Annotated in this window: 12 protein-coding genes; 3 read left to right on the forward strand and 9 right to left on the reverse strand. The window is 61.9% G+C overall.

Annotated features, from left to right (window positions below; all coding sequences use genetic code 11):
- Window positions 1–26 precede the first annotated feature (26 nt).
- Both lptE and leuS read right to left on the reverse strand, forming a co-directional pair.
- Window positions 27–602 (reverse strand): LPS assembly lipoprotein LptE, encoded by a 576-nt coding sequence (gene lptE, locus ACFWXH_RS19825; RefSeq protein WP_379123050.1) that lies wholly within the window; start codon window positions 600–602, stop codon window positions 27–29.
- Complete coding sequence (leuS, locus tag ACFWXH_RS19830; protein ID WP_379123052.1) at window positions 589–3228, reverse strand: leucine--tRNA ligase; 2640 nt, start codon at window positions 3226–3228, stop codon at window positions 589–591. Before leuS ends, lptE begins: the two co-directional genes overlap by 14 nt.
- 152 nt (window positions 3229–3380) lie before the next feature.
- On the opposite strand from leuS, the gene ACFWXH_RS19835 reads away from it, so the two are divergent.
- Window positions 3381–4043 carry a YggS family pyridoxal phosphate-dependent enzyme gene (locus ACFWXH_RS19835; protein WP_379123054.1) on the forward strand — a complete coding sequence of 221 codons (663 nt, stop codon included), beginning with the start codon at window positions 3381–3383 and terminating at the stop codon, window positions 4041–4043.
- Window positions 4044–4112: 69 nt separating this feature from the next.
- Here the strand turns inward: ACFWXH_RS19835 and ACFWXH_RS19840 are convergent, their stop codons facing one another.
- The 6 genes from ACFWXH_RS19840 to ACFWXH_RS19865 form a co-directional block, all read right to left on the reverse strand.
- A complete protein-coding gene (locus ACFWXH_RS19840; RefSeq protein WP_379123056.1) occupies window positions 4113–5216 on the reverse strand; it encodes a branched-chain amino acid ABC transporter substrate-binding protein in 1104 nt (367 codons plus the stop codon).
- A gap of 137 nt (window positions 5217–5353) precedes the next feature.
- Entirely contained in the window at window positions 5354–6400 is a 1047-nt protein-coding gene (locus ACFWXH_RS19845) for an L-idonate 5-dehydrogenase (protein WP_379123058.1), read from the reverse strand.
- On the reverse strand, window positions 6397–7803 hold the full coding sequence (locus ACFWXH_RS19850) for a TRAP transporter large permease (protein WP_379123060.1): 1407 nt from the start codon (window positions 7801–7803) through the stop codon (window positions 6397–6399). Before ACFWXH_RS19850 ends, ACFWXH_RS19845 begins: the two co-directional genes overlap by 4 nt.
- Before the next feature lie 3 nt (window positions 7804–7806).
- Complete coding sequence (locus ACFWXH_RS19855) at window positions 7807–8379, reverse strand: TRAP transporter small permease (RefSeq protein ID WP_054310288.1); 573 nt, start codon at window positions 8377–8379, stop codon at window positions 7807–7809.
- 170 nt (window positions 8380–8549) lie between these two features.
- Window positions 8550–9524, reverse strand: a complete 975-nt coding sequence (locus ACFWXH_RS19860; protein WP_379123062.1) for a sialic acid TRAP transporter substrate-binding protein SiaP — start codon at window positions 9522–9524, stop codon at window positions 8550–8552.
- 38 nt (window positions 9525–9562) lie between these two features.
- Window positions 9563–10300 (reverse strand): FadR/GntR family transcriptional regulator, encoded by a 738-nt coding sequence (locus tag ACFWXH_RS19865; RefSeq protein ID WP_379123064.1) that lies wholly within the window; start codon window positions 10298–10300, stop codon window positions 9563–9565.
- Between the two features lie 308 nt (window positions 10301–10608).
- Between ACFWXH_RS19865 and ACFWXH_RS19870 the strand changes: the two genes are divergently transcribed.
- Complete coding sequence (locus ACFWXH_RS19870) at window positions 10609–11001, forward strand: hypothetical protein (protein WP_054310290.1); 393 nt, start codon at window positions 10609–10611, stop codon at window positions 10999–11001.
- A 16-nt stretch (window positions 11002–11017) separates the two neighbouring features.
- Here ACFWXH_RS19870 and ACFWXH_RS19875 read toward each other — a convergent pair whose 3' ends face one another.
- On the reverse strand, window positions 11018–11290 hold the full coding sequence (locus ACFWXH_RS19875; RefSeq protein ID WP_054310291.1) for an usg protein: 273 nt from the start codon (window positions 11288–11290) through the stop codon (window positions 11018–11020).
- A 288-nt stretch (window positions 11291–11578) separates the two neighbouring features.
- Here ACFWXH_RS19875 and acs point away from each other — a divergent pair, with 288 nt between their 5' ends.
- Window positions 11579–13534, forward strand: coding sequence for an acetate--CoA ligase (acs, locus tag ACFWXH_RS19880; RefSeq protein WP_379123066.1), 1956 nt, complete (start codon window positions 11579–11581; stop codon window positions 13532–13534).
- Window positions 13535–13540: the final 6 nt, after the last annotated feature.

Below are 13540 nucleotides of genomic sequence, written 5' to 3' on the forward strand. Positions count from 1 at the left end.
GCCTGTCAGCGCGCCGCTGACGCCGGCTACCTGGCGCCGGGTTTGGCGAGATCCTGCGCCAGCGCCAGATGCAGCAGTTCAGCCAATTCGCGCGCCGCACGATTCTCGGCATCGAGCTGCGCACGATAAGACGCGAATTCCTGGCCTGGCTTGTCAAAGGACGAGGAGATCGAGCGTTGCCCGTTGGAGACCGCCTTGCCGGTCTTCGCGTCGGTCAGCGTGTAGGCTGCCGTCATGATTACGGTACCTGCGGTCGGCTGGTCCTGGTCCTTGGCAACTTGGATCGTTGCCGTGGAGATCACCGATTCCGTGACATTGAGCGTCAGCGAATAGACGGGCGCGGTCGGACGCTCGCCCCCTCCCGTCAACGCAAAGATCAGGTTGTTGCGCACCTGCTGGGCATAACGCGACGAAACCGGCTTCACTGCGATCGAGGCGAGTTCCTCGCGCGCGCTCACCGTCGAACTGGCCGAAAGCGGCTGGCTCGAGTAGAGCGGACGGACCTGGCAGGCCGAAACCAACGCCATGCCTGCGAACAGGCCAAAAAGCACCGTACGGCGCACGGACAGAGCCGCTGTCTTCCGATTGTCAGGCAACGACATTGACGATCCTCTGGGGCACGACGATCACCTTGCGCGGCGCCTTGCCCTCGAGCGCCTTCTGTACGAAGTCCAGGGCCATGACGGCCTGTTCGACCTGAGCTTGGTCTGCGTCGCGGGCGATTGTCAAATCGCCACGCTTCTTGCCGTTGATCTGTATCGGATAGACGACATCGTTGTCGACCACCAGCGCAGGATCGAAGCGCGGCCAGGGCTGATTCGCCACAAACCCCTCGCCGCCCAGTACCGACCAGCACTCTTCGGCCAGATGCGGCATCATCGGCGCGATCATCACGACAAGCGCCTCGATCGCCTCGCGCAACGCGGCGGCGCCAGCCTGATCGCCCTTGCCGTCGACAAGCGCAGTTGCCGCCGGCTGGATCGTGTTGAGCAATTCGTAGAGACGGGCGACCGCCTTGTTGAAGGACAGCCGTTCGATGTCTTCACCGACGGCCTTCACCGTCTTGTGAACAGCCTTCGAAATCGCCGCGGCGGCACCATCGCTTGCAGCCGAAGCCGCAACGCCCGTCAGAGCAGGCGCCGTCTCGGAAACCAGCCGCCAGATGCGCTGCACGAAACGGTGCGCGCCTTCCACACCAGCCTCGGTCCAGATCACGTCGCGCTCCGGCGGCGAATCCGACAGCATGAACCAGCGTGCCGTGTCGGCGCCGTAGCTCGCCAGAATGTCATCCGGATCGACGACGTTCTTTTTCGACTTCGACATTTTTTCGATCGCGCCGATCTCGACCGGGCTGCCGTCTGCAATCAGCGTAGCGCTGCGCTTGCCGTCGACATCCACGATGTTCACGTCCACCGGCTGCACCCAATACGCATTCGGGCCGGTGCCGGCACGATAGGTCTCGTGCACCACCATACCCTGGGTGAACATGCCTTCGAACGGCTCCTTCACCTCATTGAGGTGGCCGGTGACCTGCATGGCACGCGTGAAGAAACGCGAATAGAGCAGGTGCAGGATCGCATGCTCGATACCGCCGATATACTGCCTGACCGGCAGCCAGCCGTTCTTGCCGTCGGCGTACTCAAGCGTGGTCGGCGCCTTGTCGTTCCACGGATCGGTGAAGCGCGCGAAATACCAGGACGAATCGACGAAGGTATCCATCGTGTCGGTGTCACGCCGGGCCGGCTTGCCGCATTGCGGGCACCCGACATGCTTCCAGCTCGGATGATGGTCGAGCGGGTTGCCCGGCTTGTCGAACGTGACGTCGGTCGGCAGTTCGACCGGCAAGTCCTTTGCCGGCACCGGCACGGCGCCGCAGGACTCGCAATGAATGACCGGGATCGGGCAGCCCCAATAGCGTTGGCGCGAGATCAGCCAGTCACGCAGGCGGAACTGCACCTTGCGCTCGGCCTGCGGCCGGTTGCCGATCGTCACACCGGACAATCTGGTCGCCACCTCGTCGAAGGCCTCCCTGAAGCGCATGCCGTCGAGGAAGCGTGAATTGATCATCGCGCCATCGTCGACAAAGGCCTCTTCCGTAATATGGAAGCTCTTGGCATCCCCACCATCCGGCAGCACGACGGGAGTGACCGGCAGGCCGTATTTGTTGGCGAAGTCGAGGTCGCGCTGATCGTGGCCGGGGCAGCCGAAGATCGCGCCCGTGCCGTAATCCATCAGCACGAAATTGGCGACATAGACCGGCAGCGTCCAGTTCTCGTCGAACGGATGAACGACGCGCAGGCCGGTATCGAAGCCCTTCTTCTCGGCCGTCTCCAGCGTCGCCGCCGACGTACCCATGTGGCGCACGTCCTCGATGAAGGCAGCCAGTTCAGGATTGTCTGCGGCGACCTTCTTGGCCAGCGGGTGATCCGCGGCGATCGCCATAAAGGAAGCGCCGAAGATCGTGTCCGGGCGCGTCGTGTAGACTTCCAGCTCGCTTTCGCCGGCTGGCGGATTGGCCAGCGCCCAGCGGACCAGCAGGCCCTCGGAACGGCCGATCCAGTTGGCCTGCATGATGCGGACCTTTTCCGGCCACTTGTCCAGCGTGTCCAGGCTGTCCAGCAGATCCTGGCTCATCGAGGTGATCTTGAAGAACCATTGCGTCAGGTCGCGCTGCTCCACCGGCGCACCGGAGCGCCAGCCGCGCCCGTCGATGACCTGTTCGTTGGCCAGCACGGTCATGTCGACCGGATCCCAGTTGACCTTGGCTGATTTGCGTTCGACCAGTCCGGACTTCCAGAAATCCAGGAAGATCTTCTGCTGGTGTTTGTAATAGCTCGGGTCGCAGGTCGCGATCTCACGTGCCCAGTCGAGCGACAGGCCCATGGTCTTCAGCTGGCCCTTCATCGTCTCGATGTTCTTGTAGGTCCAGTCGCGCGGATTGACCTTGTTGTCGCGCGCCGCGTTCTCCGCCGGCAGGCCGAAGGCGTCCCAGCCCATCGGATGCAGCACGTTGTAGCCCATGGCACGGCGCCAGCGCGCCACGACATCGCCCATCGTGTAGTTGCGCACGTGGCCCATATGGATACGCCCCGAAGGATAGGGGAACATCTCGAGCACGTAGTATTTCGGTCGTGGATCGTCGTTCTTCGTCTCGAAGAGCTTAGCCTCGTCCCATGCCTTCTGCCACCTGGGCTCTGCTGCGCGGGGATTGTATCGTTCGGTTGCCATGGCCGGTTTTTCACTTACAAAGCATGCGGGAAACCGCCGGTTGATTGGCGGTTCAAGGACATGGTCCGGGTCTTCACCATGCTTTCAGGGACCCGTCAACCATATGGGCAGCAGGGCCCGGCAAAAACAGCAGGATCAGGACAGGTTGGCACATGAGTGACGCGGTTCAGCAACTCGAAAAGGTCAAGGCGAGAATCGCAGCCGCCGAGCGCGAAGCGGACCGGACAGCGGGAGCCGTGACCCTGGTTGCGGTTTCCAAGACCTTCGAGGCCGACGCCATCCGCCCGGTGGTTGCCGCCGGCCAGCGCGTCTTCGGCGAAAACCGCGTGCAGGAAGCGCAAGGCAAGTGGCCCGCGCTGCGCCAGGAATTTCCCGGCATCGAGCTGCACCTGATCGGTCCGCTGCAGTCCAACAAGGCAAAGGAAGCCGTCGCGCTGTTCGACGTCATCGAAACGGTCGACCGCGAGAAGATCGCGTCGGAACTGGCAAAAGAAATTGCCAGGCAAGGCAAGGCGCCAAAGCTCTATGTGCAGGTGAACACCGGCTCGGAACCCCAGAAGGCGGGCATCGAACCGAAGGATGCCGTGGCCTTCGTCGCACGCTGCCGCGACGTGCACGATCTCGCCATCGAGGGGCTGATGTGCATCCCGCCGGCGGAGGAGAACCCCGGGCCACACTTCGCGCTGCTGGAAAAACTCGCCCGCGAGGCCGGTGTCGAGAAACTGTCGATGGGCATGTCCGGCGATTACGAACTGGCGGTGGCCTTCGGCGCCAGCTCGGTGCGGGTCGGCTCGGCCATTTTCGGCCACCGATAACGCGCTCCACTCAGGTCAAAAAAAGAAGGCCGGGAACGTCCCGGCCTTCTTTTTATCAATTCGTCGAACTTACTCAGCAGCGACGATCTTGCCGTCTTCCCACTTGAACAGCGAGAAGCTCGGGCTGGTCAGGTCGCCCGTCTCGCCGTAGGTCAGCTTTCCGATGGCAGTCGGGATGGCTTCACCACCCTTGAGCGCGGTGCCGACAGCCGCCGGATCGTCCTTGCCGGCCTTCTCGATGCCGGCTTTCAGCACCTGGACGGCGGCATAGGCGTTGAGCGTGAAGGCTTCCGCCGGGATGTTCTTGGCCTTCAGCGCCTCGACGGCCTGAGCCGAGTCCGGGTTCTTCAACGCATCGGTTGCGTTGGTGAACAGCGTGCCGGCAGCAGCCTGGTTGCCGATTGCCCAATACTCGGTGTTGGACAGGCCTTCGCCGCCGATGATCAGCGCCTTGACGCCGGCGTCAGCCAGCTGACGGGCAAGCAGGCCGCCCTCGGGGTGGTAGCCGCCGAAATAGATCACTTCAGCGCCGTCCGACTTCAGGCGCGTAACCAGAGCCGAAAGGTCCTTTTCGCCCGGGGTCAGCGAGTTGTGGCTGACTTCCTTGATGCCGCCGGCATTGATCGCCTTCTTGAAGGAGTCGGCCAGACCCTTGCCGTAAGTGCCCTTGTCGTCGACGATGGCAACCTTCTTGTCTTTCAGGTTCTTCACCACATAGGCAGCCGCCACTTCCGCCTGCTGGTCGTCACGGCCGCAGGTGCGCAGGATGTTGGTGAGGCCACGGTTGGTCAGGTCCGGCGCGGTCGCGGTCGGCGTCACCATCAGCACGCCGTTCTCGGCGAACACGTCCGAGGCCGCCATGGCGACGCCCGAGGTGACCGGACCGACGACGAACTTCACGCCTTCGCCGACCAGTTGGTTGGCGGCGGAAACGCCCTGTTTCGGATCGCCGGCATCGTCGGCGAGCTTCAGCACGACTTTTTCGCCCTTGATGCCACCATCCTTGTTGATGACTTCCACGGCGGCTTCGGCACCATTCTTGACCTGGTCACCATAGGCGGCGACCGGACCGGTCAGCGGTGCGACAAGCCCGATGACGATGTCGGCCCGGGCCGTCGATGCGAAAGCCATCAAAGTGGCAAGGGCAACGCCCGCAAGCATCTTGGTTTTCATAGCACTTCCTCAAAAAAGGTTGATTCGAAGCGTGCAACAAAGGCCGCCTCGGCCGAAAGACCAATCGGCCAGCAAGCGGATTCGATTGGTCGTCGCAAGCTCCTACTAAGCCTGTGATAGAGCCGCCGATGCCGTTGTCAATCGCCGGTGAGAATGACCTTGATACTGCGACCGCGGTCGAGCGCGAGACGGAAAGCATCCGGTGCTTCAGCCAGCGGGCGCGTCGCCGTGATCAGCCGCTGCACATCCACGGCGCCGGAGATGATCAGTTCGACCGCCTGGCGGAACTCTTGGCCAAAGCGGAAGGTGCCTCTGACATCGAGTTCCTTGGCCATGATGGCATTGGCCGGCACTGCGATCTCGCCGCCCGGAAGATTTCCGACCAGAACCACCGTCCCGCCGCGCCGCACCGTGCGGATCGCCGATGCCAGCCCGGCGGCGGTACCCGAAACCTCCAGCGCGACATCGATCGGATCTGCGGCCGAGGCTTCGCCGAGACGGGCTTCGTCCGCGCCGATGTCCACCACGCGGTCGGCCCCCAACGTCTTGGCAAAGGCCAGTGGCTGGGTCGCGATGTCGACCATGGTGGTGCGGCCCGCGCCGGCAAGCCGAGCGGCCAACATGGAGAGCAGCCCGATTGGCCCGGCTCCGAACAGCGCGACATGCCGCCCCTTTACATCTCCGGCGCGCACCACGGCGTGCAACGCAACGGCGAGCGGCTCGGCCAAGGCAGCAGCCGCAAAAGGCAGATTCTCCGGCACCTTCACGCATTGGGCAGGCGTGGCATCGAACAGGGTGGAGAATCCGCCCTGCATATGTGGGGTCTTCGAAGCCGAGCCCATGAAGTAGATATTCTCACAGAGGTTGGGCCGGCCCTCGCGGCAGCGCACACATGTTCCGCACCAGCGCGACGGGTTGACGGCGACGTGATCACCGATGGCGAGACCGTCGGCCTTGCCGTTGATCTCGACCACCTCGCCAGCCACCTCGTGACCCAGGACGAGCGGCGACGTAACGATGAAATCGCCGGTGCGGGCGTGGCGGAAATAGTGCATGTCCGAACCGCAGATGCCGCCGGCGCGGAAACGGACCCGCACCATCCCCGGCGGCAGCGCGCCGAGGTCGCGTTCCACGACCCGGAGATCCTCCGGGCCGAACAGCGTCGCTGCGTGTGCGAAGTTCATCGTATCAACTCCATCTGCGTCGGCAGCCACAGCGAGATTTGGGGAATGAAGGTGATCAGGAGCAGTGCGATGACCAACGGCACCAGCCAGGGCAAGATCGCCATGGTGGTCCGTTCCACCGACAGTTTGGCGACCCGCGACAGCACGAACAGCACCATGCCGAGCGGCGGGTGCAACAGGCCTATCATCAGGTTGAGTGTCATGATCAGGCCGAAATGCACCGGGTCGATCCCGTAGACCACCGCCACGGGCAGAAGGATCGGCACCAGGATGGTGATCGCGGCGATCGTATCGAGGAAGCAGCCGACCACGAGCATCAATATGTTGACCAGGATCAGGAACACCCACTTGTTCTCGGTCAGGCCGAAGATGAAGCCGGAGAACAACTGCGCGGCCTGACTGACCGTCAGCAGCCATGCGAAGATCGAAGCAGCCGTCACGATGAAAAGCACCGACGCGGTGGTCTCGATGGTGTCCAGGCTCGCTTTGGCAAGCAGGGACAATGTCATGGTGCGGTAACGGACCAACCCGAGAAACAACGACCAGATGACGGCCGCCATCGCCGCCTCGGTCGGCGTGAACCAGCCCATGGTCATGCCCCCGATGAGGATGACCGGCGTCATCAGCGCCATCACCGCCGAGAAATCGAAATACCAGTCTACAGCAACGAGCAAGACCAGAGCGATGCCGACCGCCAGGTTGACCGACAGGCCGGCGAGCACCAGAAGATAGACCATGACCGGGAAGGCCAGCACGACCACGACCTCAACGCTCGCCTCCATGAGCTTGCGGACGGAAAATGCCGTGTCGGAACCCCAGCCGCGTCTGTAGGCGAAGATCGCGACGGTGATCATCATCAGCAGCGTCATGACGACGCCCGGCAATACGCCCGCCATGAAAAGCGCGCCGATCGAAACATTCGCCATCATCCCGTAGATCACAAAGGGCAGCGACGGCGGAAAGATCGGCCCGAGCGTGGCGGACGCGGCGGTGACGCCGACGGCGGCCTCGACTGGATAGCCATGGTCCTTCATTGCCTTGATCTCGATCGTGCCGATGCCGGCGGCGTCGGCCAAGGCTGTGCCCGACATGCCGGAGAAAATCACGGAACCGACGATGTTGACCTGCGCCAGCCCACCCTTCATCCAGCCGACGAGGGCCAGCGCGAAGGAATAGATCCGGCCCGTGACACCGGCGATGTTCATCAGATTGCCGGCGAGGATAAAGAACGGCACGGCAAGCAGCGGAAAGCTCTCGACGCCCGCGATCATGCGCTGTGCCGCGATGATGTCCGGCGCGACGCCATAGAGGATGAGATAGAGCACCGACGCCACCGCCATGGAGACGGCAACGGGTACGCCGATCAGCATGAGCAGCAGGAAACCTCCGACCAACAGCAACATGGCTCAGATCCCCGTTGTTTCGAACGCATCCGGCCGTTCGAGCACCGAATAGCCGCGGCGATAGTTGCCTATGAAAACCTGGATCGAGCGCAGCAACATGAGAACGAAACCGGCCAGCACGAGGTAGAAGAACCAGCGGCGCGGCAGGTCGACCGTGACCATGCGCTCACGGGCGACGATGGCCACGTAGCGCCACATCAGCCAGGCGGCATAGGTGAAGAACGCCACGCGGATCACGTCGACGGAAATCGCCAGCATGCGTCCGATGCGTTGCGGCAGGTAATGGTAGAGCACGTCGACATGGATATGGCGCGACAGGCGCACGCACATGGCTGCCCCCATGAACACCACGACCACCAGGGCGTTGATCGCGATCTCCTCGGTCCATGCCAGGCTGTTGTTCAGCGCGTAGCGGGTGAAGAACTGGAGGAAGACGCAAGCCACCATTCCCCAGAACACCGCAAGGGTGACCCAGTCCTCGATACCACGATCCGACAGGTCGACCGGCGCCGCCTCCTCCTCGAAGGCCTGAGCGATCTCCTCGGTTGTAATCTGCGTGTGATGTTCCTGGGCCATCGGCGCCGCTCCGAAGCTTAGGGCAATTCCAGGAAAAGTGTGTATGGTTTCCGTCCGGAATTGCGTAAAAACAAAGAGTTAGAGCACTTCCGCGTTTCCATGAAAACGGAAACACTCTCGTGTAAGGGATGGAAACCGCCCGGCTCACGCCGGGCGGCGGAGGATGACACCTACTTGATGGCGCGGATCGCTTCCCAGTCGGCCTTGTTGTAGCCGAACTCCTCGAAGGTGACTTTTTCCATGACGTTCTTCTCGAAGTCGGCACGGTCGACCTCCGTCACCGAGAGGCCGCGATCCTTGAACACCTGCACCAGCTCTTTCTCGCGGGCCACGATCTTGGCGGTAGCGCGCGCGGCGGCTTCCTGCATCACCTCGGTGAAGATCGCCTTGTCCTCGTCGGACAACGATGCCCAGCGAGACTGCGAAACAATCGTGTTCAGATGGTCGACGATATGTCCCGTCAGGACGATGTTCTTCTGCACCTCGAAGAATTTCTTGGCCTCGATCGTGGTGAGCGGATTTTCCTGCGCCTCGACCGTGCCGTTCTGCAGCGCAAGATAGACTTCGGCGAAGGCGATCGGTGCGGTGTTGGCGCCGCAGGCGCGCGGCATGGCGAGATAAGCCGGCACATCGGGCACACGTATCTTCAACCCCTGCATGTCGGCGCATTTGGCGATCGGACGATTCGAAGTCGTGTGCCGTGTGCCGTAGTAGGTCGTCGCGGCGATGTGGTGACCGGACTTCTCCTCATAGCCCTTGGTCAGCGCCTTGTAGGTATCGCTCTTTGTGTATTTGAGCAGGTGGTCGGCATCGCGGAAGATGAAGGGGAAGTAGGTGACGCCGATTGGAGGGTATTCACGCGCAGCAAAGCTGGAACCGGATATGATGATGTCGACCGTGCCCAGCGTCAGCCCCTGGTTGATGTCGGCCTCCTTGCCGAGCTGGGAAGCGGGAAAGACATCGATCTTGTAGCGGCCGTCGGTACGCTTGGCGATTTCCTCGGCGGCCCACACCGCCTCGGTGTGGAACGGTTCGGATGTCTCGTAGACATGAGCCCATTTGAGTACTGTCTGTGCAAAGGCAGCCGATGCCGAAAGAGCAAGCACGGCCGCGGCGGCAAATAGTGTCGTCAAACGATATGGCATTCTTTCCTCCCGGGAGTTGCTGGTCTGTTGGCTGATCCTCATGCACTGTGTCTGGAGAACGTGCCTTCCGACGTCGTTCTGGATTTGGATTTGTTGAAACTTCTCGAGAAACGCTCCTGGGATTTGCCCAGATGGTTCCGCATCGCGGCTTTGGCGCGAACCATGTCGCCCGCGGCGATTGCGTCACGGATATGGCGGTGCTCCTCCACCGCCGCCTGCCAGGTTGTCGGATCCTCGAAATAGCTCGACAGTCGCTCGAAGAACGGCGTCAGGCGCTGGTCGAACAGTTCCCCAACGACCCGCGTCAGCACTGCATTTCCAGGAATTGTTGCGATGGCGGTGTGGAACGCGCGATCGAGGGCGATCGTCACATGGTCGGGATTGGCCTTGCTAGCCATCTTCTCCAGGATTTCATCGAGAACGGCGACATCGGCGGGCTTCGCCAGCCGGGCAGCCTCTTCGGCGATCGCGCTCTCGAGGAATTCCCGCGCACGCAACAACTCGAAAGGTCCTTCGCCGGTGGTAGGAACCGGAGGAACGGGTGGCGGCTTGACGACATATATCCCCGAGCCGACCCGAATGCGTACCCTTCCCTCGACCTCCAATGCGATCAGGGCCTCCCGGATCGTCGGGCGTGAAATACCCATCCGCTCCGCCAGTTCGCGCTCCGGCGGCAACCGATCGCCCACGACGTATTCGCCGCTGTCGAAAAGTTGCCTGAGCTGGTCGGCTACCTGACGGTAGAGCCGACGCGGCACGATTGTCTCGATGGGCACAACGCCCACCTCCTCCCTTGTGGTCGAGTCATGCGGTCAATTGGACTGACCAATTGACCGCATGACAATCAATCGCCGGCGTCTTGTCAAGCGAGGATTTCCGCTACAGCAATTCCAGGAAAAGTGCGCAGCGGTTTTCCGTCCGGAATTGCGTCAAAACTAAAACTTAGAGCGTTTCCGCGTTTCCGTGAAAAACGGAAACGCTCCAGGGAAGATCGTTGGTGGAAAGCGTGCGGATGCACCCCATATTGTGATCAGGACTGAGCGACCCAGAAGGGCCGTTCCTTTGCCAAGCGAAGGAGGCCATCATGACCAAGATCCCCGTCCGCTCGCCGGACCGTCTGCACCCAAATGTCTATTACGCACTGATCGGCCTTGCCGCGCTCTACGTGGTGTCGGCCTGGATCGGCTTTGCTGGAAGTGGCTATACCGATTATCTGTTGATGATCATGACCGGCTTCATTGCCGTCAGCGTCATCCTGCCGCTGTCCGCCTGGCACACGCGCCATGCCTATCGTCAGCGGACCGGACAAGACAAAGGTCGAAAAGTACCTCGCTTCAAGGATTGGAAAAGCGAGGAGATCGGCATCGATCGCGGGCGGATGTCAGGCGCCGACGCGACACTTGAAATCCTGCTGCCGATCGCCGCGGTCGCCTTCGGCATGCTCGCCTTCGCGATCCTGGCACGGCTGTTGGGTTAGTCGCTCGGGAGACTGGTCAGTGCAGCAGAATCTCGCCGTCGACCTTGCGCCATTCATTGGCCGCGATCAGTTTCTGATGCGTGAAGCACACGGAATGCAGCGGCCCTTCGAGCTTCTCGCGCCAGAACGTGATGAAAGCGCCCAGTATCGGGAATTTCGGAGCGATGTCGTAGTCCTGCCAGACATAAGTCTGCAGCAGATGCGGATGATCCGGATAGTGATAGAGGATGCGGGCCGTGGTCAGCCCGTACCCCTTGAGGAGCAGTTCCAGTTCGGAATGGTCGCGCATGACAGCCCTCGCAAGTTGATCTCGGGTGTGATGGGCTTCAACACCCCCCTGCTGGTCCTCCCGTGAAAACTGTGCGCCTCGAACCTTAACCATGCCTTTAAACGCGTGAGCCGGGCTTTCGGTTCGACCTGACAGCGGACTACCGCGAGCAATTTTCTGTTACGAACGGACAAACCCAATGTCTAATATTGCCGTAACGTCCGAACTGATAATAATGCCCGCGATTTTCGCGGCCCACCGGTCGCAACGCCGCCGTCCGGCGGCCGATCTCAGGAGGAAGACCAAGACATGACCGAGGCGAAGGTCCACCGCGTACAGCCAGCGTGGAAGAAGCATGCGCTGATCGACAATGATACGTATGTGAAATGGTACGCGGAGAGCGTCAAAAACCCGGACAAGTTCTGGGGCAAGCACGGCAAGCGCCTCGACTGGTTCAAGCCCTATTCCAAGGTCAAGAACACCTCCTTCGACGGCAAGGTATCGATCAAATGGTTCGAGGACGGGCAGTTGAACGTCTCGGTGAACTGCATCGACCGGCATCTGAAGAAGCGCGGCGACCAGGTCGCGATCATCTGGGAAGGCGACAATCCCTACGACGACAAGAAAATCACCTATAACGAGCTTCACGAGCATGTCTGCCGGCTCGCCAATGTGATGAAGAAGCACGGCGTCAAGAAAGGCGACCGTGTCACCATCTACATGCCGATGATCCCGGAGGCGGCCTATGCGATGCTGGCCTGTACCCGTATCGGCGCTGTCCATTCCGTCGTGTTCGGCGGTTTTTCGCCGGATGCGCTGGCCGGCCGCATCGTCGATGCCGCATCGACCTTCGTCATCACCGCCGACGAGGGCCTGCGCGGCGGCAAGAGCATTCCGCTGAAGGAGAACACCGACAAGGCGATCGAGATCGCCGCCAAGCAGAAGATGGCGGTGAAGTCGGTTGTCGTGGTGCGCCGCACCGGCGGCAAGATCGGCTGGGTGGAAGGCCGCGACCTCTGGTATCACGACGAGGTCAGGACGGTTAAGGCCGAATGCAAGCCCGAGAAGATGAAGGCGGAAGATCCGCTGTTCATCCTCTACACCTCGGGCTCGACCGGCAAACCGAAGGGCGTTCTGCACACCACCGCCGGCTATCTCGTCTATGCGTCGATCACCCACCAATACGTTTTCGACTACCATGACGGCGACATCTACTGGTGCACGGCCGATGTCGGCTGGGTGACAGGCCACAGCTACATCCTCTATGGCCCGCTCGCCAACGGCGCCACCACGCTGATGTTCGAGGGCGTGCCCAACTATCCGTCGGTGTCACGCTTCTGGGAGGTCGTCGACAAGCACCAGGTCAACATCTTCTACACCGCCCCCACCGCCATTCGCGCGCTGATGGGCGCCGGCGAAGCGCCGGTGAAGAAGACCTCGCGCAAGAGCCTGCGCGTGCTGGGCTCGGTCGGCGAGCCGATCAATCCGGAAGCCTGGGAATGGTACTTCAACGTCGTCGGCGAAAAGAAGGTGCCGATCGTCGACACCTGGTGGCAGACCGAGACCGGCGGCATCCTGATCACGCCGCTGCCCGGCGCCACCGACCTCAAGGCCGGCTCGGCGACGAGACCGTTCTTCGGCATCATGCCGCAACTGGTCGACAATGACGGCAAGGTGCTGGAAGGCGCTGCCGACGGCAATCTGTGCATCACCGACTCCTGGCCCGGCCAGATGCGCACCGTTTATGGCGACCACGAGCGCTTCGTGCAGACCTACTTCTCGACCTACAAGGGCAAATACTTCACCGGTGACGGCTGTCGCCGCGACGAGGACGGCTATTACTGGATCACCGGCCGCGTCGACGACGTCATCAACGTATCGGGTCACCGCATGGGGACAGCGGAGGTGGAGTCCGCGCTCGTCGCCCACGACAAGGTGTCGGAAGCCGCCGTCGTCGGCTATCCGCACGACATCAAGGGCCAGGGCATCTACTCCTATGTCACGCTGATGGCGGGCGTGGTGCCGACCGAAGACCTGCGCAAGGAACTGATCGCGCATGTGCGCAAGGAGATCGGCGCGATCGCCTCGCCCGACAAGATCCAGTTCGCGCCGGGTCTGCCCAAGACGCGCTCGGGCAAGATCATGCGCCGCATCCTGCGCAAGATCGCCGAGGACGATTTTGGCGCGCTCGGCGATACCTCGACCCTCGCCGACCCTGCCGTCGTCGACGATCTCGTCAGCAACCGGCAGAACAAGAAGGCCTAGGTCCGC

Source organism: Mesorhizobium sp. NPDC059054 (genome assembly GCF_042739215.1).
In the GTDB taxonomy this organism is placed as follows: Bacteria; Pseudomonadota; Alphaproteobacteria; order Rhizobiales; family Rhizobiaceae; genus Mesorhizobium.

Excerpts from the sequence above, each read along its gene's own strand:
- lptE (WP_379123050.1), bottom strand. The coding sequence starts at position 602 with ATGTCGTTGCCTGACAATCGGAAGACAGCGGCTCTGTCCGTGCGCCGT.
- leuS (WP_379123052.1), bottom strand. The coding sequence starts at position 3,228 with ATGGCAACCGAACGATACAATCCCCGCGCAGCAGAGCCCAGGTGGCAG.
- ACFWXH_RS19835 (WP_379123054.1), top strand. The coding sequence starts at position 3,381 with ATGAGTGACGCGGTTCAGCAACTCGAAAAGGTCAAGGCGAGAATCGCA.
- ACFWXH_RS19840 (WP_379123056.1), bottom strand. The coding sequence starts at position 5,216 with ATGAAAACCAAGATGCTTGCGGGCGTTGCCCTTGCCACTTTGATGGCT.
- ACFWXH_RS19845 (WP_379123058.1), bottom strand. The coding sequence starts at position 6,400 with ATGAACTTCGCACACGCAGCGACGCTGTTCGGCCCGGAGGATCTCCGG.
- ACFWXH_RS19850 (WP_379123060.1), bottom strand. The coding sequence starts at position 7,803 with ATGTTGCTGTTGGTCGGAGGTTTCCTGCTGCTCATGCTGATCGGCGTA.
- ACFWXH_RS19855 (WP_054310288.1), bottom strand. The coding sequence starts at position 8,379 with ATGGCCCAGGAACATCACACGCAGATTACAACCGAGGAGATCGCTCAG.
- ACFWXH_RS19860 (WP_379123062.1), bottom strand. The coding sequence starts at position 9,524 with ATGCCATATCGTTTGACGACACTATTTGCCGCCGCGGCCGTGCTTGCT.
- ACFWXH_RS19870 (WP_054310290.1), top strand. The coding sequence starts at position 10,609 with ATGACCAAGATCCCCGTCCGCTCGCCGGACCGTCTGCACCCAAATGTC.
- ACFWXH_RS19875 (WP_054310291.1), bottom strand. The coding sequence starts at position 11,290 with ATGCGCGACCATTCCGAACTGGAACTGCTCCTCAAGGGGTACGGGCTG.
- acs (WP_379123066.1), top strand. The coding sequence starts at position 11,579 with ATGACCGAGGCGAAGGTCCACCGCGTACAGCCAGCGTGGAAGAAGCAT.